A 19,750-nucleotide genomic window follows, 5' to 3' on the forward strand; every position below is an offset into this window, starting at 1 on the left:
GCTTGCCTTACCTGCCAGCCGCTGGTGACTAATACTGACGAAATAGTTTGAAATAGCGAGGGGATACGATGCATTACCGGCAACCGTTCACGTCCGAATCGGTCACGGAAGGACACCCCGATAAGGTGTGTGACCTCATCTCCGATTCCATTCTTGACGCGCTGCTCGCGTCGGATGAGAATTCGCGCGTCGCCGTGGAGACCATGGTGACCACGGGGTTGGTGCACGTGGCCGGTGAAGTGACCACGGATGCCTACGCGGATATTGCTCATATTATTCGCAATGTGGTGACCGGGATCGGGTACAACTCCTCGCAGGTCGGCTTCGACGGTAACTCCTGCGGCGTGACGATTTCCATCGATGAGCAAAGCCCGGATATTGCGGCCGGCGTGAATACTTCCCTGGAACGGCGGGAAAGTCAGGAATCCGAATACGATCATTTCGACCTGCAGGGCGCCGGGGACCAGGGCCTCATGTTCGGGTACGCCTGCAATGAAACCAAAACGCTTATGCCCGCGCCCATTCTGCTCGCCCATCGTTTTGCTGAACGCCTGGCACTCGTGCGGCGCGAAGGCGTGGTTCCCGGGCTGCGCCCGGACGGGAAAACGCAGGTTACCATTGACTACGAAGGTGCGCGGCCCGTGGCGCTCAATACCGTGGTCATCTCTAGCCAGCACGATGAAAATGTGCAGCGTGACTGGCTCACGGAAACCCTGCGTGACCACGTGGTCACACCCGTCCTCGAAGAAGAAAATATCGATATTGATACCGATAAATTCTCGCTTCTCGTTAACCCCTCGGGGCGTTTCGTGGTGGGAGGACCGATGGGCGACGCCGGAGTGACCGGCCGCAAGATCATCGTGGACACCTACGGCGGGATGGCCCGGCACGGCGGTGGGGCTTTTTCCGGTAAAGACGCCTCCAAGGTGGATCGCAGCGCGGCCTACGCGGCGCGCTGGGCGGCCAAGAATGTGGTCGCGGCCGGGCTCGCTTCCCGGTGCGAACTCCAGCTGGCCTACGCGATTGGGCGCGCCCACCCGGTATCCGTGCGCCTGGATACTTTCGGCACGGAAACAGAAGAACTGGGCCGCATCGAAAACGCGGTTCAGAAGGTCTTCGATTTCCGCCCCGCGGCGATTATTGACGCCCTAGGACTCAAGCGCCCCATTTTCGCGAAGACGGCTTCTTACGGTCATTTCGGGCGGGAACTTCCCGAATTCACCTGGGAGAAAACGGATCGGGTTGAAGAACTTCTCCGCGCTATCTAGGGATTACTGAGGTAGGGCTAACTGAGGTATCTCAGATATCTAAGGTGTCTAGGGCCTGAAGTTTCGCGGCGGATTTTTCTGTCGTAGGGCCGGGATATCCTAGGTTGCATGGAGAGCACACTCTTTGATTTCGATGCCCTCCCCCTTATGGGGGAGCAGGGCGCCCTGCTTGAGGCGCGCCCGGCACGCACCCGCGTGCGCTCCAAAGTAGCCAATCCGGTGGCGCATGTTCATGTGCTTCATTCCCAACCCCATATGGACCGGGTATTTGACTATCTTATTCCCGAAAAATTCGCGGATACTGCCCGGGTGGGAACCCGGGTGGTGGTAGATCTTGGGGCGCAGCGGGTGGGCGGATTCATCGTTGCCCGGGATGCCACCACGGAAGGCAGCGGGCGGCTGCGCCCCCTGTATCGGGTGGTCTCGGAACACCCCGTTCTCACCGCATCGGTGTACTCGGTTGCCCGCACTCTTGCCGATAAATACGCCGGAACGGTTGCTGATATTTTGCGGGCCGCTATCCCGGAACGGCACGCGCGCGCCGCGAAAGAATTCTTGGCCGATGCCCAGGAGGCTATTCCTTTGGCCAGCCCGCGCCCGGCTCCTGAACCGGGGCCCTGGGAAGCCTATCGGGGTGGGCCGGAATTCCTTGCGGCGCTCGGGGCCGGGAAAGCTGTGCGGGCCTGCATGGCTGCGCTACCCGGGCCCGCCGGGGGAGTGGAGCTCCTGGTTCGGGCCGTGCAGGCAGTGCGGCGCGCCGGGCGTAGCGTCCTCCTGGTTGTTCCCACAACTCGCGCGGCACGAACGCTGCAAGCTACCCTCGCTACCCGGGTGGGGGAAACTCCCACCCTCATGGTCTCCGAAGAATCGCATGAAAAACGCTACCGTGCTTTTTTGAGCGTGCTTTCGGGGCAATCACGTATCGTAGTGGGCACCCGCGGGGCAGCCTGGGCACCGCTCACTGACCTGGGGCTTGCCATCATCATGGATGATGCCGCCTCCACCCTGCGGGATATCCGCGCGCCCTATCTGGCCGCGCGTGACGTGGTACTGGAACGGGCACGGCGGGAAAACGCTGCGTTCCTCGCTTTCTCACCCTATGTGAGTGAAGAATGCGCGCAATTGCTATCCGAACACCGCATCACCTTGCTGGATGGTACCGCGGCAGCGCGCCGCGCCGCGCTTCCGAATATTTCTGGCCCGCACCAGTGGCCCGGGGGAGAAGCGGATCATTTACGCCTTCCCCAACCTGCGTTCCCTATTCTGCGGCGGGCTCTGGAAGATGGCCCGGTTCTTATTGTGGTGCCGCGTAGCGGCTACATCCCGGCACTGTGCTGCGCCTATTGCGGGGAGCGTGCCCTATGCGCGATCTGCGGGGGGAACTTGGCCCAGGGCAGGCCGCATGATCCTCTGCAATGTCAACGGTGCGGGGTGCGGGTGCACCCGTGGCGCTGCCAGCACTGCCACAACGGGAAACTGCGGGCTATCCGAATTGGTTCAGAGCGCACCGCGGAAGAAATCGGGCGGGCTTTCCCCGGGGTGGGCATTATTCTCTCCGGAGCCCACTCCCCGGAGGGAATTATTGGGAAGGTCTCCCAGCGCCCGCGGATCGTGGTGGCAACTCCGGGAGCGGAACCGGAAGCTGAAGGTGGCTTCGCCGCTGCATTGGTGCTGGATGCACGCTACCTCCTCGGGGAAGGCCTGGGCGCTGAAACACGTTTTATTCGGGTGCTCGCGCGAGTCGCGGCTCGGGTGCGCTGCGCGGGAGAAGGCGGCCATATGTTGGTAGCCGGGGGAGCGCCACCTGAACTCCTCAACCGGATCGCCCGATGGGAATTGGGTGAATATGCGGCTGAGCTGCTCGAACAACGGGCCGAACTGGATTTGCCTCCCACCGCAACCTGGGTGGGAATCACCGGGGCCAGTGGGGATGTGCGTACCTACCTTGCCATGCTGCGCGCCGCGCTCAACCGCGGGGAAGCCGCGGCAGGCGTGCGAGGCGCGGCCGGGGCGCGCGGTACGCAGGGAACACAAGGTGCCCAGGATGCCTATGGTGAGCATCTCTTCACCCAGTTTTCCCCCGGTACCGGTACCAAAGAATGGCAGCCGGAGAGCGGGAAAGAACCAGAAGCTGATCTGCTTACCGGGGGAGCCTTTGAGCTAGCTTCCGGAATCGTCCTGCTTGGCCCGGTGCCGGGGGCACGCCCGAGAGAAATCACTGTGTATGCCCGGGCAGAACTCTCCCGCGGAATCACCCTGACCCGGCAGGCACGAAAAACCTACGGTGCCTACTCTGCCCAGCGTTTGGGCGGCTCACTGCGCTTACAGGTCGATCCGCCCCTGTAACCAGCCCGGATGAGATAGTCACAGAAAAGAACTAGGTAGGATTGACACGTGAGAATATTATTCGCAGGAACACCGGAGACCGCAGTCCCGGCCTTACAGCTACTGCATGATGAAGGCTTCGATATCGCGGGAGTGCTCACCCGCGCACCGGCACCCCAGGGTCGCAAACGGGTGCTCACCCCTTCGCCGGTACACCGCGTAGCAACCGAATTGGGCCTTCCCGTGCTCACTCCCCGCACCTTGAAAGACGGTGCGATTCAGGAACAGATCGCTGAACTTGCTCCCGAAGCCGTCGCGGTGGTTGCCTACGGGCTCATTATTCCGCCCGCGCTTCTCAACGTGCCGCGCCACGGCTGGCTCAACCTGCACTTCTCCCTCCTGCCGCGCTGGCGCGGGGCAGCGCCAGTCAATTACGCGATTGCCGCGGGGGATACCACCACCGGAACCAGCGTTTTCCAGATTGAACAGGGCCTGGATACCGGCCCCGTTTTCGCGAGTGAAGCCACTCAGATCGGGGCTGAGGAAACCGCTGGAGAGCTGCTCGCCCGCCTGGCACAATCCGGGGCGCGCCAGTTGAGCGATACCCTCCACGCCATTGCCGCCGGCAACGCCCACGCGCAGCCTCAAAGCGGGGAGGTGACCCTCGCCCCGCAATTCGATTCTTCCTGGGCGCGGGTGAACTGGGAGTGGCCCGCCCAGCGCATCGCGGATCGCGTCCGCGCCGCCAATCCGGCCCCCGGTGCCTGGACCACTCTCAACGGGCAGCGCTTCAAAATCGAATCGGTGCGCGTCATTGCGCCCGAAACGTCTGAAACACCCGAAACACCCGAAACACCCGAAGCCCCGGCAACACACCGCGCCCTGGCTCCGGGCGAAATCGGTCCGGGCGGCGTGGTCGGCTGCGGGGAAGGAACAATCCAGTTACTGCGGGTTGCCCCGCCTGGCAAAGCGCATATGGATGCCTCTGCCTGGCTCAACGGTGCCCGGCTGGCCGAGCACACCCGTTTCGATGCCGAGGTGAAGGAGGGCCAGCATGAATGAGCGCCCCGCCGGCTGGGTACCACGCCGCCAGTCATCGAACCACGCCCGCCTCGTTGCCTATGATGCGCTGCGGGTAGTCCATACCGAAGATGCCTACGCTAATCTCATCCTCCCGGGCATGGTCAGCCGGGCGCGCCTCAATCGGAGCGACGCCGCCTTCGCCACCAACCTCGCCTACGGGACCTTGCGGCTTCAAGGCCGCTGGGATGCCATGATCGCCCGCTGCTCCCAAGGCCGTATCCTCGCAGAAATTGACCCGGGTGCCCTTGATCTGCTCCGCCTGGGCTGCTACCAGCTCATCGAACTGAAAACACCACCCCATGCGGCCATTAACGAAACAGTTGCGCTAGCCCGCAATGAACTCGGGCAAGGAATCGCCGGTTTCATCAACGCCGTGCTACGTAGAGTCTCCGAGCGCCGGGATGCCTGGCGCGGAATTATCGAAAACAGCACCGCATCCCGGGAAGAATTCCTGGCGGTCTGGCATTCCCACCCGCGGTGGATCGTGCGCCAGCTGGAAGCCTCCCTCGCGGCCGCTGGGCGCTCAACCGAAATAGAGGCCGTTCTCGAAGCTAATAACACGCCCGCGAAAGTGGCGCTGGCCTGCCATAATATCTCACCCGAGCACCTCAAAGCCCGGATTGAACGTGCCAAAATGACGTGGGAAGATCCCTACCTGGTGCCCAGCGCAGTGCTGCTAGCCTCCGGTGACCCGCATCGGCTCTGGCCGGTGCGCGACGGGGTCGCCGGTGTCCAAGATGAGGGCTCACAGTTGATCTCCGCCGTTGTTACGGAATCTTCTATTTCCGGGAAGGATGAATCCTGGTTGGATATGTGCGCCGGCCCGGGCGGGAAAACCGCAACTATTGCCGCTACAGCGGCCCGGCGCGGGGCCCGCGTATTCGCGAATGAACCCCAGGCTCACCGCCTTGATCTCGTGGAAGAAAACGTTGCACCCTGGGCGGATACCGTTGCGTTGCGGGAAGGCGATGGGCGGGATATTGGCGCTCAGGAACCGGATAGCTATGACAGGATCCTCGTGGATGCCCCATGTTCTGGCTTGGGAGCGCTGCGTCGTCGCCCTGAAGCCCGGTGGCGCAAAAAAGAAAGCGACCTGGGCGCACTCACGCAACTACAAGGTGAACTCCTCGACTCCGCCTACCGGGCGCTGCGCCCGGGCGGACTGCTGCTCTACACCACCTGCTCCCCGGTACTCGCGGAAACCCGCGACGTCATCTCCGCCTTCCTGGAACGCACCGAAGGAGCGGAACTCGGAGACGTGACCGTCACCGCGAACCGGCGGGCCCTGCGCCCGGTCGCCTCCCGCGGAATGACCGTGCAACTCTGGCCTGATATCCATCACACGGACGCCATGTACATGGCACGCATCCTCAAACCCGCATCCGCCCCCGCGCCCGCGGAACGGCGCTCCTGAAAGGACCATCATGGACGTGAAGATTTCCCCCTCAATCCTCAACTGCGATTTCGGGCATCTCGCTGATGAACTGGAGAAAATCTCCAACGCCGATTTCGTGCACGTGGATATTATGGATAACCATTTTGTCCCCAACCTCGCCCTCGGCCTGCCCATTTTTGAGGCGGCGGCGCAGGCAACCAATGTTCCACTGGACGCGCACCTCATGATTGAGAACCCGGATCGGTGGGCCCCCGCTTACGCTGAGGCAGGAGCCGCCTCCGTCACCTTCCACGCCGAAGCCTGCCAAGCCCCGTTGCGCCTCGCCCGCGAACTGCGCGCGCAGGGCGCCCGCGCCGGACTCGCCCTCAAACCAGCCAGCCCCATTGAGCCGTACCTCGATATTCTCAACGAATTCGACATGATCCTCATCATGACCGTGGAACCGGGATTCGGCGGGCAGAGCTTCATCGAAACGATGATGCCGAAAGTCACCCGCACCCGGCGCGCGATTGAAGCAGCCGGCTTGGACGTGTGGATCCAGGTAGACGGCGGCATTTCCCGCTCCACCATCGAACAGGCTGCGGCTGCCGGAGCCAATAACTTCGTGGCGGGATCGGCGGTATTCCGCGCGGAGGACGCCTACACCGAAGTGGAGAAGCTCCGCGAACTCGCCGCAGGCGCGTGCCAGCACGCCTCAATCTAGCAACGCGCGCCTGCCAGCACGTAGCAGATTAACTACGGGTGCGCGCCAGCATCCGAAGGGCTAATATAGAACACGATGCACCGGGGTCAGTGAAAGTCTGAACCGGCGGTAACAGTCCGCGAACCACGCAAGTGGCCGATGGGGTGGAATTCCCCAACCGACGGTAACAGTCCGGATGGGAGGCGCATCGAAGGGCTCCGAGCCCTGCTTCGGCTACGCTATTTCGGTGTGCCGCGGCGTCAGCGTCTCCCGGTTTCAGCATTCCCGGCCATCGGGAAGGTCAGGAACCAGGACGTGAACACTGTGCGCCGCAACTCTCACCCACGCCCGCGCTCGCCGCGCACCGCGTGGGTACCCGCCACCCTTTCTCTCCTCGCGGTTTTTCTCCTCTGGGTGATGGTCACGCGCGCCCACCTGGTGCCCGAACATCTCCTTCCCGCACCCGGCGCGGTCGGGCAACGCCTGGCCACCGCACTCCTGGGTATCGGCGACCACCCGCCCTACCTCCTCAGCGCACTGGGCAACACCCTCACCGCGGCCCTCACCGGCTGCGCCTGGGCGGCCCTCCTCGGAATTCCCCTCGGCATCGCCCTCGCCCGCTGGCCCCTCCTCAACAGCGCACTTCAACCCTTCCTCGCCGCCTCACAAGCCGTCCCCGCCGTCGCCCTCGCGCCCCTCCTCGTGGTGTGGATCGGCTACGGGATGCCCTCCATTGTGGTGCTCTGCACAATCATGGTGATTTTCCCGATTATCGTCTCGACCTCGGTGGGCGTGCACGCTATCGACCGCGATGTGATTGCCGCAGCTCGGCTCGACGGCGCAGCTCGGCTCACCCTTCTTCTCCCCATCATCGTGCCCCTGGCCGCGCCTTCCATCCTGGCCGGCCTGCGCACCGGATTCACCCTTTCCATCACCGGCGCCGTCGTGGGCGAAATGATCATCGGGGGAGCGGGCCTGGGCACCGAACTTTCACGCGCCCAACCTACCGGAGACATCACCGGAATGTTCGCTGTTATCGTCGTCATGGCCGCCGCCGCCATCAGCATCTACCTGCTCATCTTTACCGTCGAAAAACACGTGACCGCGGCGGTGCGGTAACGATGCCGTGCGGTAACGATCCGGTGCGATAACGCTCACCGCTAAAGCCCAACCGACAGCCCAACTCACGCCCCAACAAGACCCCAGCGCATAGAAGCGCACCACACAAGAAAGGACACCCATGAAACGACTCATTGCCACACTCGTGGCAGCTACCCTCGGCCTGGCCGGATGCGCGGGAGGAACCGCGGGAGGCGGCGCGGATAAAAACGGCGAAAGCACCTCGCCCGCCGCCGCGCAGCCAACTACCGCGAGCGCCACCGCTTCCCTCACCGTTGGCCTCACCTATGTCCCCGATATCCAATTCGCGCCCTTCTACGTGGCCGAAGACCAGGGCTATTTCCGCGAGGCCGGGCTCGATATCACGCTGCGTCACCACGGCGCCCAAGAATCCCTCCTCGGCGCGCTCTCCAGCGGCAGCGAGGATGTGGTCTTCGCGGGCGGCGATGAAATGATGGAAGGCCGCTCGAACGGCATCGACGTGGTCAATTGGGCCACGATGTACCAGGATTATCCCGTCACGCTCATCGTGCCGGCTGATTCGCCGATCAAGAGCGCTGCCGACCTGGCCGGCCGCCGCGTCGGGCTGCCCGGTCCGTACGGGGAAAACTACTATGCCCTCCAGGCGCTCATGGCCGCCCACAACTGGACCGAATCCGATATCAGCGTGAACTACATCGGCTACACCCAGGCCGCGGCCCTGGCCAGTGGGGAAGTGGACGCGATTATCGGCTTCCGTAACTCCGATGTTCCCAGCGTGGAACGCCAGGGGGTGCCGGTGCGCACCATCGAGATGCTCCCGGGCGGGCTGCCGCTCGTGGGCGTGGGGCTCGGTTCGTTGCGGCCCACCGTGGAGGCCCATAGCGATGATTTCACCCGCATGCTTGCAGCTCTCGACCGCGCCGTGAACTTCGCGCGCAGCAACCCGAAGGAGACCGTGGAGATCACCGCGAAGCATGTGCCGGCTCTGCGTGAAGCTGATAACGCTGCCGCGGCCGAGAAAGTCCTCGCGAATACCATTGAGCTTTATGCCGGGCGCACTCCGCTCGGGGTGCAGGATGCGCAGCGTTGGGAGGCGATGGCCGCGTTTATGTCCGAGAAGCTCCTGCGCGAACCGGTTGCTGCGGCCGATGCTTTCGTTGATGTGACCGGTGGTGGCGCGCATTAAGAACGACGACGCAGCTGCGCGCCACCGGCCTACCGGGCATGCAGCTCACCGCGGCCGCGCCCGCGCCTCCAGTTCCCCAGCCGCGTAGCCTGCCGCGTTCGCTGGAACCGGGGTGGTGTTAGCCGCCTATACCCGGTCACGCTTCGCTATTCTGGTAACCAAAGCACGGTGCATAAATATAGAGGAAAATCAAAGATGTCCCGGAAGAAGATCGCGGCGATTATTGCCGGCGTTATGGCAGTAGTGCTACTAGGGGCTGGCCTGTGGGCGGTTGTTGCCCATAACAACCGCGCGAAAGCACTTGAAGAAGCCACGGCTGCCTACACCAAGGCTGGTACCGCCCTGGAAAAGGTGGTTTCTACCGTTGATACCACCGGCTGCACCGAGAACGGCGGGAATGCCGATACCTGCTCCGCGCTCGAAAAGGCTGTGGCCGACGCTAAGGCCGGGCTGGCCGAAAAGCCGGGCAAAGACGTAGCTAAGCTGAAAGAAGCTACCGCCAAGCGCGAAAAGCTTACTGAGAGTCTCACGGCTCTCAGCAAAACTCTCGCCACCCAGCAGGCGAACGCCACAGTCTCCTACTTGGACAAGGAATGCCCGGCCAGCCTCGACCCCGAGTGCGGCACTTTGCGCGGAGCCGGCCTGAAGCTGACTGAAGCTAAGGCTAAGGTGGAGGCTATCAAGGCGCGGGTGGCCGCAGCTGCTGCCGCTGTGTCCACCCCTGAAGCGCCGGCTGGGGATAGTGGGGCTGGTACTGAGGTGAGCGAAGATACCGGCTATAGCGGCGGCGGTGAGGATGGCTATGGCCACTCGGAGCCGGCCTATGAAGCGCCCGAACCCGAGCCTGAGCCGGCCTATGAAGCCCCGGCTGCGCCGGAGCCTGAGGTGGAGTCGAATAGTGGCGGTGGGCGATGGGTTGATAGCGGTTGGCAGAAGGACGGTATCCCGTACTGTGGGGTTGGTGATGAGTTCGGTAATTTTGAGTACGTGCCCTGCCCCTAACCCGGACCACGCCCCAAAAACGCCCACCCCGCACCTCCCGCAAGGCGGGCGTTTTTGCACCCCGCACAAAACCCGAACACTTGCGCACACTAGATATGCGAAGCACCCAGTTGGGTGTTTGTCACGCACAATCTAGGAGGTTTGCGGATGTTCCGCAAAAAGCGCTTACCTCGCGCCCTAGCGGTACTCTTTGTAGTACTCACGCTTGGGCTAGGTTCTTTCTTTGTATCTGGTTTGGCTCGCGCCGACTACAACCAGAGCACGGGTAAAGGTATCGAGATTGCTGGTGTTGCCACCTCTGGCACGCTGCGTCTTGGGCCCCATTACCCCGAAACCGCCAATATCAATGGCCAGCAGATCGAGGACTACCCGATCTGGTGTATCCAGGCTCGCCTAGGTGACCCTGGCCCGAACGAGATGACGAGTATCGCTACTCTCACGGATTCGCGCCAGCTTGGCCCGGCTGAACTCAACCTGACGACCCCGCAGCTTGCTTGGCTGCTGGATAAGTACCAGCGCAACAACAAGGACGATGTGAACCTTGCGGCTCTCGCTTACCTCCTGCACATCAACTTCGAGCAGGAATACGAGGGTAAGCCGGGCGCAGCCCAGGAGTCTGTGAACGAGCTTATCGCAGCTGTGCGCCAGCAGGCCCCCGATGTGGAAAACCGTGCTTTGCGGTATGCAGCACCGGCCCATCAGGCGCGCAGCTCAACTCTCCCGCGCCCGCTCCACCAGCTCTCCGGCCGCGTAGCCGGCCGCGCCCGCCGCTAAGAAATTGAGGGGATCTTCGGTGAGCGAGCGCCCCATTGTGGACAGCCGTACCGGGAAGTCCGCGAGGGCGCGCGCCACCGCATCCGCCGCCACGTCCACCCGCTCCAGGTGCGGGGCCTGGAAAAGCTCCTCCAGCTGCCCGGCCAGCCGCGCGCCTACCTCAGCGGGCACCGCGCGGGAAAGCGCATCTTCACCCAGCACCGGCACCGGGCAACTCACCCGGCAGCGCGCCACCCGCCTCAAGGCAGTCACACTGTGATGGGAAAGTCCCAGGTGGCGCTCCCGCAGATCCGCGCTCGACATGCGCAAGGCCGCAATCGGGATTCCGCCCAGAGTATCGGCGGCGTTGAGATGTTCACCGACGCGCGTGCCAGAAAATCCCCACCGGGTATCCGTGCCTAAATTCCCCGGACCTTGCGCCACCACAGCCACATCCGCACGCCACACCAGGCGCGCCGCCAGCAAGGCAGTGTAGATCGTGACAGCTTCGAGCTTCCCCCCGAAGGCTTGCCCGCACGAAATTGTGCCCAAGATAAGGCCAAGATCCTCCAATTGCGCAGCGGTGCGGGAGAACCACGCTGGCAGAGCTCCGCCGTCGTCCATCACATACGCAATACGCGCCCCCGGCACGCGCGCACGCACCCCGGCAACAATCGCGGGAAGCGCCGAATGTAAATCCGCAGCCACCACCGGCATCCCGGCAATGGTATCGGCCTCACGCAGCAGCTCGTGGTACGGGGAATTCTGTTCATCAACTCCCAGGGTGAGGTACTGGAGCGGCGTGTAACGGGCCTTGACGATATGGCCGGGCGTGGGGGAGTCGGCGGGGAGCCGCTCCGGAATCGCGCACACAAAGAAATACCCGCCGGTGCCCAGCCCGCGCGCGGCGGCACTCGCCTGGAGCAGCACGGTATCACCGGTGGCCGGTTCGCCCACCAGATCGGGATAGGCAAGCGCCCGAGCGCGACTACCGTCCTCAAGCTCGACCTCGGCTTCGCGCGCCCCGCGCCATGTTTTCCCCAGGGAAATAATTTTCCCTCTGCGCCACATCATCACGGCTTTAACTCTACCGTCGGCTAGGCTGGGTACGTGAAGCAGAAAGAGACACGCCGGCACCGCGAACGCCAGCTCGCGCTCCTCCACACGATTCGCCGCGGCAGTTTCCTCACTGCGGCGGAACTCATGGAGCGCATCCCGGCCTACGCCGAAGCGGGAATCGATCTGCGCACCTTCCAACGCGATATTGACGCGCTGCGGGAAGCCGGATATCCCATTATTTTCGACGACCGGTGGCGTTATTCATATGATTCTGCGGCCCCGGTGCTCGCGCGGGTCACCGGCATCGGGGCCGGGGTGCTCCACAGCCTGCGCTCCAGTATCGAGGCGGGCGATCCCCAAGGCGAATCGGCGCGCCTGGGGGTGGCGAAACTTCTTGCGGGCGCACCTCCGGAAAGCGGCGACGCCGCAGTCCCCACCCACCTGCGCGTCCGGATTCCGGGCGGCGCGGCAGCGCGGGTGGTTGCGCGTGCCTTGCAGTATCGCCGCCGGGTCAGCTTCGATTACCGCCGAGGTGCTGACCGGGTCAAACATTATGAAGTGGAGCCGTGGAATTTCGCCGAGCACTACGGCATGTTCTATGTTTCCGGGCTGGCACGCTCGCGAGAGAGCGGCCGTAAGGATTTCGGCCCCTGGGCTGAGCGGACCTTCCGCCTCAGCCGGGTGATTTCCGGGACCCTCAGCGTGGGTGAGCGCTGCGAATTCCCGCGCGGGGAGGTGAGCGGTGAGCATTTTGATGTCGATATTATTCTGCATATTCGCGACGGCGCCGCGGCCGCCCTTGCCGCCCGCGGGGAGAAACTCAGCCACGGGGATGCTTTGGCTCCAGCAGATACGCCAGCTGCAGCGGATGATTCGGCTCCAGCGGATGTTCCAGATCTAGCAGATACGTCAGCTCCCGCGCACGCACCGGCCCCCGCGGGCTGGACGGCTTACCGATTCTCCACCGTGGGCCTTAATCGCATTTTCGAATACCTGGCTTTTTACGGGGTGGATGTGCGCCTGGCCGCACCTAGCGAACTGCGCGAAGAATGGGATCGGCGGGTGGACAACCTCATTAACCTGGGCGAATCCGCCGGACCGGAGGCGGGAGGAGCGCGATGAGTACCGATATCGTCACCACCCTTGGGATGCTGATCTACCTGCATGAACGCCCCCAGGGCGCCACTTTGGCCGAGCTCACCACTCATTTCCAATTCCCCTCCTGGAAACGCACCCTCGACTACCTTTGGGATGCCAATCTGGCCGAAACCGCCGATTTTGATGTTCCCTTCGAATTGGAGCTGCCCGAACGCGGAGCTTGTGCGGGGAGCGCGGTGCAGGCCGATAGCGCGGCAGATGCCTGCGCCGCGGAGCTGCCGGAAAACATGGCGGAGGCGAATACTGTTGCCGGCCCGGAGAGCCGCGTCTACCTGCGCTCCATGACCGACGACCCTGTTATTCCCTTCACCCTGGACGATGCGATGGTGGTGGCCGCGCTGCTGGACGCCGCCCGGGATGTCACCGCACCCGGGCCAGCCGCCGAGACCCTCACCGCCACCCGCGCCGCGCTGGGGGAGGCGGTACGCGAAGCCGGATATGACGGCGCGCTCTGGCCACCCACCCGCCCGGCCGCAGATGCGGCCACCATGGAGGCCGTACACGCCGCCCTCGAAAGCGGCCTCTACCTCGACTTCAGCTACGAACGCGCGCTCAGCGATCCGCTTCCGCACGCGCGCGCCGGGCGCGAACACGTTATTCCCCTCGTCATCCTGGCCGGTGACGCCCCGCTACTACGCGCCCTCACCGAGCAGGGCCTGCGCCATTTCCGCCTGGATCGCATCACCGCGGCCCGGCCCGGCGCGAAACTCAGCAGATCGGAACGTGCGGCGGCTCGGCGGGCGCTCGCCGAGGTGGAGAAAAACGAGAAAGCACAGCGCGCCCGCGGGGAAAATACCTGGGAGCCGAGCGGGACCGACGTGCGCATCACTGTCACCGGAGCCTCGCGCTGGGTGGCTGAAACGCTGCCCGGCGCACGCCTGCGCGAAGCGAACGAAGAGCTCAGCACCGCGAATGCGCACGGCGAGAGGAAAGTGGTCGGCAACGCGAACGCGCTCGGCACCGCGAACGCGCGGGCCGGCGAGGAGCGGCTCACCATTGAGGTCCGGGCCCGCTCCCTTCCCTGGCTCGTCTCACTCCTCGTGCAAATTGACGACGTGATCGCCCTAGAACCACCGGAAGTTGCGCGCGCGGTGGCGGATTATTGCGCGCACTTGCGCGCGCAGGAGGGCGACGACGCCGCTACGCCGGCCATCTGTGAGCATACACCGGAAAGCACACCGGAGGGGGAGCAATGACGGATCTGCTACTCGAGGACTATCGGGAAAGCTACGCTAGCCGCGGGATCCACCTCGATGATTTCCAGCTGGAGGCCTGCGCGGCTTTGGGGCGCGGCCATGATGTGCTGGTATGCGCACCTACCGGTTCGGGGAAAACAGTGGTGGCCCACTACGCTGTGTATCTGGCTTTAGCGTCGTCGAAAAAATGTATCTATACCGCACCGATAAAAGCGCTCTCCAACCAAAAATACGCCGAACTGGCGCGGGAAATTGGCGAGGAGCAGGTGGGGCTGCTCACCGGGGACCAGAGTATTAATCGCGAGGCACAGATTCTGGTAGTGACCACCGAAGTGCTGCGCAATATGCTGCTGCACGAATCCCCGGATATCCTCGACGTGGGCTACGCGGTTCTGGACGAAGTGCATTTTTTGGCGGATCCTGATCGCGGGCCGGTATGGGAAGAAACGATTTTATCGCTGCCCGATCATGTGCGTTTGGCGGCGCTTTCCGCCACGGTGGCCAATACTGAGGAACTCGCAGCGTGGATGTGCTCCGTACGCGGGCCAACGGACGTCGTGGTATCCACGAAACGCCCCGTTCCCCTCGCGCAATACGTTAATGTGGGTCGCAAACTCTTCCCGCTCTACCGCACGAATACCCTGGAGCCCGATCCGGCCCTCGTCAATGCGCTGGACCGGTGCAGCGCGGAACGCAAAAAACGGGTCTCGGATCGCGAACGCCGTGCCATTATCGACAAGCTCGGCGAACGGGGCATGCTCCCGGCTATCGAATTTATTTTTTCCCGCAAAGGCTGCGATAAAGCGGTTGAAGCTCTGCTGCGCCATAACGAGGTCCTCACAACCCAGGTCCAGCGCGCGGAAATTAAACAAGAAATCGCGGCGCTGCGCGAAACGCTCACGGAATCGGATCGGCGGGCCGTGCATTTTGAGCGGGCTGCCGCGGCGCTGGAGCGCGGCTACGGGGCCCACCACGCCGGGGTTTTCCCCGCGATCAAAGAGCTAACCGAGCGACTTATGGAACGCGGGCTCCTCAGCATTGTTTACGCCACCGGCACCCTGGCCCTCGGTATCGATATGCCGGTGCGTACCGTGGTTCTGGAGGAGCTTCAGCGTTGGGACGGGCACGGTTTCGTGGATCTGAGCGCCACCGAATACACCCAGCTCATCGGGCGGGCCGGGCGGCGCGGGCGCGATACCGTGGGCTACGGGGTGGTCCTGGCGGATGCGGAAACCGATCCGGAACATCTGGCAGATCTAGCTTCGGGGCGGGTGGAGCCCCTCATCTCCGCTTTCCAGCCCTCCTATAACACCGTGACGAATCTGCTGGCTCGTATGAGCTACGCGGCGGCGCGTGATCTGATGGGTCGCTCTTTCGCGCAATTCCAACGCAATGCGGAGCTGGGCGTCCTGGCGGCGCGGCGCGCCCGGATTCAACGCCGGGTGGAGACCGAAGAAACCCGTTTGAGTTGCTCGCGCGGTGATCTGCTTGACTATCTACGCCTGCGCGGGAATGCCGGGCGGGCCGCGAAAGCTGAACGTAAAGCCGCGAAACGGCGCTATCGAGAGCGCATCGCAAAGAGTTTCGCGGCCGTGCGCCAGGGCTACGTGTACGCCTACGCGATTGGCACCGATCTCGTTTACGCCCTGGTGCTCTCTGCCTCACCGGACCGCGTGCGCGTGATCGATTGGTTCGGGGACCTGGCCTGGCTGTATGAAGATTCCCTCGCCTCGGAAATGCGGGAAATTGGCCCGGTTACGGTGCCTTTCGGGATGTCTACCAAAAAGCCGGCGGTGCGCGAACAGATCGCCGAAGATATTCTTGACCTGGTGGGCGGGCGTGCCGATCTGGGAATCGACCGGGACCTGCTGGCATCCTGGGCGCGTTTCGCCACCCCGCGCGATCCCAAAGTCGCCGCGCATCCGGTGGCATCCTGCCCGCATCTGTACGCTCACCTCGATGAGGCCCAAACCTGGGCCTCGCTGCACCACCGCATCGAGGAACTCGATCAGCGCATCGCCGCCTTCACCGATTCGGCCGGGCGGGAATTTGATGCCACGGCTGCCGTCTTACGCGAAGTCGGGGTGCTCCAAGGCGATAATGACGCGATCCGCATGGGCCCGGGCGCCGCCCAATTACGCGAACTTCACACCGAAGCAGACCTGCTCATGTACCAGTGCCTGGCGCAACTACCCGAAGGTAGCCTGGACGCACCGGCCCTAGCCGGATGGGTCTCCATGTTTTTGGCCGATGACCGCCTGGGCAGCTCTCTGCCGCGCGATGCCCGACTTATTGATACCGCCCGCGTGGCGCGCGCGGAAGTCCAGTACCTGCAATCCCTGGAGCTTCAATACGGGATTACCCGCACCCCGGATCTCAGCCCGGGCTGCGCGGACGTGTTCGCGGCCTGGGCCGGGGGAGTGGGCCTGGAAGCCTGCCTAGAATCAGCCCATATGACCGCCGGGGATTTCATTTCCGCGGCGCGCCGTATTATCGACATCCTCGGGCAGGTCACGGTAGCAACCGAAGGAACCTGGCTGAGCGATATCGCGCGCCAAGCCCGTGACCTCATGCGGCGATCGGAGCTCATGTGAGCGGTGTTCTCTTACGGCTGTGCGGCGCGGTCCTGGCCGGGCTCGGGCTCTTCGCCGCCTTCCCGCCCCTGAGCTACGGCATCCTCGCACCGGTGAGTATCGCGGTTCTTCTCCTCGTTGCGGCCCGCTGCCGCCCCAGCGCCGGCTTCGGATACGGGCTCCTTTCCGGAGGCATATTTTTCTCCCTGCATTTTTCCTGGGCCGGGGAAGCCTCCGGGGATCTCATTCCTCAACTCGCCCTCGCTTTTTCGCAAGCACTGTTTACCGGGCTGGTGGTCGCAACCTGGAGCGCCATGTGCCGGGCCCGCTGGACCCGCTGCCCGCTCATCTTCCTCCCCGCGGTAGCCCTGGTGTGGGCGGGCGCGGAACTGGCCCGCTCCCTATGGCCCTTCGGTGGTATCGCCTGGGGAACTCTTGCCTTTTCCCAGGTAGATAGCCCGCTCGTTCGCCTGGCGCCCTGGGGTTCCACCATGCTGGTCTCCGCCGCGGTAGTCATCTGCGGGGCCACCCTCAGCCTGGCCCTTATGCGAGTACGCAGCGGGCGGCTCTTTGCGGGTGCGAGTCTGGCCCTCAGTGCCGCACTGCTCTTCGCCCTACCCTGGGCCCTTCCGCTTCCCGCCACCGCGCCCACCGGCTCCCTGCGCATCGGCTACGCGCAGGGGATCGTCCCGCGGGCGGGCAGCCTTCCCGAGGGCCGCGATCAAGCCCTGACCGTCACCGAGAACCTCGGCACCGCCACCCGCGCGATTAACCCGGAGGATGTGGACCTGGTGGTATGGCCGGAATCCGCCTCCGACCACGATATTCGCGAACATCCGCGCGCCCGGGCTCTGGTCAGCGAAACCTCCACCTACCTGGGCGTCCCGTTGCTCCTGGGCACCCAATCCTATGAGCGCGACGCCACTGGGCAAGCGGTCAGCCGCACCAATGACCTTGTTGTCTACCTCCCCACCGAGACCGGGGGAGAGGTAAGCGGTGTTTACAGCAAACAGCACCCGGTTCCCTTCGGGGAATATATGCCCTACCGGGATTTCTTCCGGAAGTTCAGCTCCGCCGTTGATCTGGTCTCCGTTGATATGCGGGCTGGCACCACACCGGCGGTTCTCGATATTCCGGTGGGGGAGCGCGCCCCGGAGGAAGAGCCCGTCACGGCGGAGAGCCGCACCGGTGGCGAAACCGGTGCCCCGGGCGCGAAGAGCACCACCGTCCGCCTGGCCACTCCGATTTGTTTCGAAGTGGCGCTAGGAGATGTGGGATCCGAGGCAATCCGCCAGGGCGCCCAACTTTACGTGGTGGCCACCAATAATGCGTCATTCGGTGATAGTGCCGAATCGGCCCAGCAATTCGATATGGTCCGTTTCCGGGCGGTCGAATACCAGCGCATTGCGCTCCAGGTTTCCACCGTGGGAATTTCCGGCGTCGTCGAAACAAATGGTGCCGTACGTGAACGTACCGAACCGTGGACGCAAGCAGCGCATACCACCACGGTCGCCCTGTATGAAGGTCTCACGCCGGCGGCGCGTTTCTACCCGTACTACCGGGACGGACTTCTGGCTGCGGCTGGCGCGGCTGGCGGTATAGCATGGATAGGGTACGCAAGGCTGCGCTGGAAGAAAGGTTAGTCGTGCACGTTCTCATCACGATTCCCACGTACAACGAGGCGGAGAATCTTCCGCGGATTATCGAACGGGCCCGGCGGGCCGTACCCGAGGCGGATATCCTCGTGGTTGATGATAATTCACCGGATGGTACCGGGAAGATCGCAGATGAGGCGGCCGAACGTGATGAGCAGATCCACGTGTTACACCGCACCGAAAAAGACGGGCTCGGGCGTGCCTATATTGCGGCTTTCGGCTGGGCAATGGAACGCGGCTACAGCCACGTGGTGGAGATGGACGCCGACGGTTCGCATCATCCCGAACAGCTGCCCTTGCTGCTCGAACGCGCCGCGATGTCCGATGCGCCGGATTTGGTCATCGGTTCGCGCTACGTGCGGGGCGGGAAAATTGACGGCTGGTCCAAACCCCGCGAGGCACTCTCGCGCTTGGGCAACCTCTATATTCAAGGGATGCTCGGGCTGCCGGTACGCGACGCCACCGCGGGCTACCGCGTCTACCGCACGGATATCCTCGAGCGCCTCAACCTGGACACCGTGGAAGCGCGCGGCTACTTCTTCCAGACCGATATGACCGACCACGTGGCGCGCTGCGGGGGTCATATCGTTGAAATGCCCATCACTTTTTCGGAGCGCGAGGCGGGGGAGTCGAAGCTCTCCGGCTCGGTCTTCACCGAATCCCTCAAGCGCACCACGGTGATGGGCGTCACGCGCCGGGGGAGGCAGCTGGGCAATCTCGCGAAACGCGTGGTCACTCAGCTGCGCCGGCCGCGGGACTGAGCGCCGCGGACTTGAGCGCCGCGGTAGTGGAGTACAGCGCCGCGAATCTGAGGCGCGCGGCCGGCGCGCCGCGAAACTGAGCGCGATTAGCGATTGCGCCGCAGCCGCAGCTTGCCTTCACGCAGCAGCTCGAGGCGTTCTTCCAGCAGCACCTTGAGTTCATCTTCGTTGCGGCGTTCCAGGAGCATATCCCAGTGGGTGCGCACCGGCTTGGGCGGCTTCCGGTCATCCACGCCTTCGCCCTCGATGAGTTCAGCTTCCACGCCGCAGCGGCAGGTCCACGCGGTGGGAACTTCGGCGTCCACCGCCATGGCCACGCCAAATTCGTGGCCGTTCTTGCAGCGGTATTTCACCTGCTGGCGGTCCACAAAAACCACATTGTCATCGGTTTCGAGCGAATTCGCTCCGATGCGCATACCGCGCAACGAACGTTCAGCCATAGTGCTTTCCTTCCTTGCGAGCAGGCCTGCTCGCATCGCTTTTCTCTGTTTCCATATTAACGACGCCGCCGCGGGCTCCGGTGCTTACGTCCCGGAAAGGGGCGCCTTGACG

General features: G+C 63.7%; 16 protein-coding genes and 1 riboswitch. Of the genes, 14 read left to right on the forward strand and 2 right to left on the reverse strand.

The window, feature by feature from the left end; genetic code table 11:
* Positions 1-68: 68 nt before the first annotated feature.
* The 9 genes from metK to ACRQHG_RS01885 all read left to right on the forward strand — a co-directional run bounded on the left by metK (position 69) and on the right by ACRQHG_RS01885 (position 10,817).
* The gene (gene metK / locus ACRQHG_RS01845; protein ID WP_435713620.1) at positions 69-1,268 is read left to right on the forward strand and encodes a methionine adenosyltransferase; all 1,200 of its coding nucleotides are present in this window, start codon (positions 69-71) and stop codon (positions 1,266-1,268) included.
* A gap of 108 nt (positions 1,269-1,376) precedes the next feature.
* Complete coding sequence (locus ACRQHG_RS01850; RefSeq protein ID WP_435713619.1) at positions 1,377-3,614, forward strand: primosomal protein N' family DNA-binding protein; 2,238 nt, start codon at positions 1,377-1,379, stop codon at positions 3,612-3,614.
* A 48-nt stretch (positions 3,615-3,662) separates the two neighbouring features.
* Positions 3,663-4,655 (forward strand): methionyl-tRNA formyltransferase, encoded by a 993-nt coding sequence (gene fmt, locus ACRQHG_RS01855; protein ID WP_435713618.1) that lies wholly within the window; start codon positions 3,663-3,665, stop codon positions 4,653-4,655.
* Entirely contained in the window at positions 4,648-6,090 is a 1,443-nt protein-coding gene (locus tag ACRQHG_RS01860) for an RsmB/NOP family class I SAM-dependent RNA methyltransferase (protein WP_435719373.1), read from the forward strand. The genes fmt and ACRQHG_RS01860 overlap by 8 nt, the downstream gene beginning before the upstream one ends.
* A gap of 10 nt (positions 6,091-6,100) precedes the next feature.
* Positions 6,101-6,775, forward strand: coding sequence for a ribulose-phosphate 3-epimerase (gene rpe, locus ACRQHG_RS01865; RefSeq protein ID WP_435713616.1), 675 nt, complete (start codon positions 6,101-6,103; stop codon positions 6,773-6,775).
* A gap of 72 nt (positions 6,776-6,847) precedes the next feature.
* Positions 6,848-6,966, forward strand: a riboswitch (FMN riboswitch).
* Positions 6,967-7,069: 103 nt separating this feature from the next.
* On the forward strand, positions 7,070-7,873 hold the full coding sequence (locus tag ACRQHG_RS01870) for an ABC transporter permease (RefSeq protein ID WP_435713615.1): 804 nt from the start codon (positions 7,070-7,072) through the stop codon (positions 7,871-7,873).
* 121 nt (positions 7,874-7,994) lie between these two features.
* Positions 7,995-9,041: an ABC transporter substrate-binding protein gene (locus ACRQHG_RS01875; RefSeq protein WP_435713614.1), complete on the forward strand. Its 1,047-nt coding sequence runs from the start codon at positions 7,995-7,997 to the stop codon at positions 9,039-9,041.
* A 195-nt stretch (positions 9,042-9,236) separates the two neighbouring features.
* The gene (locus ACRQHG_RS01880) at positions 9,237-10,043 is read left to right on the forward strand and encodes a hypothetical protein (protein ID WP_435719374.1); all 807 of its coding nucleotides are present in this window, start codon (positions 9,237-9,239) and stop codon (positions 10,041-10,043) included.
* 234 nt (positions 10,044-10,277) lie between these two features.
* Positions 10,278-10,817 (forward strand): hypothetical protein, encoded by a 540-nt coding sequence (locus ACRQHG_RS01885; protein ID WP_435713310.1) that lies wholly within the window; start codon positions 10,278-10,280, stop codon positions 10,815-10,817.
* Here ACRQHG_RS01885 and ACRQHG_RS01890 read toward each other — a convergent pair.
* Complete coding sequence (locus ACRQHG_RS01890; RefSeq protein WP_435713311.1) at positions 10,755-11,870, reverse strand: DUF3866 family protein; 1,116 nt, start codon at positions 11,868-11,870, stop codon at positions 10,755-10,757. The two genes, ACRQHG_RS01885 and ACRQHG_RS01890, sit on opposite strands and share 63 nt — an antisense overlap.
* A gap of 36 nt (positions 11,871-11,906) precedes the next feature.
* Here ACRQHG_RS01890 and ACRQHG_RS01895 point away from each other — a divergent pair, with 36 nt between their 5' ends.
* Genes ACRQHG_RS01895 through ACRQHG_RS01915 form a run of 5 tightly spaced genes read left to right on the forward strand, consistent with a single transcriptional unit; the run spans position 11,907 to position 19,198 of the window.
* Positions 11,907-12,977 carry a helix-turn-helix transcriptional regulator gene (locus tag ACRQHG_RS01895; protein WP_435713312.1) on the forward strand — a complete coding sequence of 357 codons (1,071 nt, stop codon included), beginning with the start codon at positions 11,907-11,909 and terminating at the stop codon, positions 12,975-12,977.
* Positions 12,974-14,209 carry a helix-turn-helix transcriptional regulator gene (locus ACRQHG_RS01900; protein ID WP_435713313.1) on the forward strand — a complete coding sequence of 412 codons (1,236 nt, stop codon included), beginning with the start codon at positions 12,974-12,976 and terminating at the stop codon, positions 14,207-14,209. Before ACRQHG_RS01895 ends, ACRQHG_RS01900 begins: the two co-directional genes overlap by 4 nt.
* Complete coding sequence (locus tag ACRQHG_RS01905) at positions 14,206-16,803, forward strand: DEAD/DEAH box helicase (RefSeq protein ID WP_435719375.1); 2,598 nt, start codon at positions 14,206-14,208, stop codon at positions 16,801-16,803. The genes ACRQHG_RS01900 and ACRQHG_RS01905 overlap by 4 nt, the downstream gene beginning before the upstream one ends.
* On the forward strand, positions 16,800-18,425 hold the full coding sequence (gene lnt / locus ACRQHG_RS01910) for an apolipoprotein N-acyltransferase (protein ID WP_435719376.1): 1,626 nt from the start codon (positions 16,800-16,802) through the stop codon (positions 18,423-18,425). The genes ACRQHG_RS01905 and lnt overlap by 4 nt, the downstream gene beginning before the upstream one ends.
* A 2-nt stretch (positions 18,426-18,427) precedes the next feature.
* Complete coding sequence (locus tag ACRQHG_RS01915; RefSeq protein ID WP_435713316.1) at positions 18,428-19,198, forward strand: polyprenol monophosphomannose synthase; 771 nt, start codon at positions 18,428-18,430, stop codon at positions 19,196-19,198.
* An 86-nt stretch (positions 19,199-19,284) separates the two neighbouring features.
* On the opposite strand, the gene ACRQHG_RS01920 is transcribed toward ACRQHG_RS01915, so the two are convergent.
* On the reverse strand, positions 19,285-19,638 hold the full coding sequence (locus ACRQHG_RS01920) for an RNA polymerase-binding protein RbpA (RefSeq protein ID WP_016442806.1): 354 nt from the start codon (positions 19,636-19,638) through the stop codon (positions 19,285-19,287).
* Positions 19,639-19,750: the final 112 nt, after the last annotated feature.

The sequence above is a fragment of the Actinotignum vesiculae genome, from assembly GCF_051267215.1.
Taxonomy (GTDB): domain Bacteria; phylum Actinomycetota; class Actinomycetes; order Actinomycetales; family Actinomycetaceae; genus Actinotignum; species Actinotignum schaalii.

What these genes read in the sequence shown, in the direction of transcription:
- metK (WP_435713620.1), top strand. Translation starts at nt 69, where the DNA reads ATGCATTACCGGCAACCGTTCACGTCCGAATCGGTCACGGAAGGACAC.
- ACRQHG_RS01850 (WP_435713619.1), top strand. Translation starts at nt 1,377, where the DNA reads ATGGAGAGCACACTCTTTGATTTCGATGCCCTCCCCCTTATGGGGGAG.
- ACRQHG_RS01860 (WP_435719373.1), top strand. Translation starts at nt 4,648, where the DNA reads ATGAATGAGCGCCCCGCCGGCTGGGTACCACGCCGCCAGTCATCGAAC.
- rpe (WP_435713616.1), top strand. Translation starts at nt 6,101, where the DNA reads ATGGACGTGAAGATTTCCCCCTCAATCCTCAACTGCGATTTCGGGCAT.
- ACRQHG_RS01875 (WP_435713614.1), top strand. Translation starts at nt 7,995, where the DNA reads ATGAAACGACTCATTGCCACACTCGTGGCAGCTACCCTCGGCCTGGCC.
- ACRQHG_RS01880 (WP_435719374.1), top strand. Translation starts at nt 9,237, where the DNA reads ATGTCCCGGAAGAAGATCGCGGCGATTATTGCCGGCGTTATGGCAGTA.
- ACRQHG_RS01890 (WP_435713311.1), bottom strand. Translation starts at nt 11,870, where the DNA reads ATGATGTGGCGCAGAGGGAAAATTATTTCCCTGGGGAAAACATGGCGC.
- ACRQHG_RS01900 (WP_435713313.1), top strand. Translation starts at nt 12,974, where the DNA reads ATGAGTACCGATATCGTCACCACCCTTGGGATGCTGATCTACCTGCAT.
- ACRQHG_RS01905 (WP_435719375.1), top strand. Translation starts at nt 14,206, where the DNA reads ATGACGGATCTGCTACTCGAGGACTATCGGGAAAGCTACGCTAGCCGC.
- ACRQHG_RS01920 (WP_016442806.1), bottom strand. Translation starts at nt 19,638, where the DNA reads ATGGCTGAACGTTCGTTGCGCGGTATGCGCATCGGAGCGAATTCGCTC.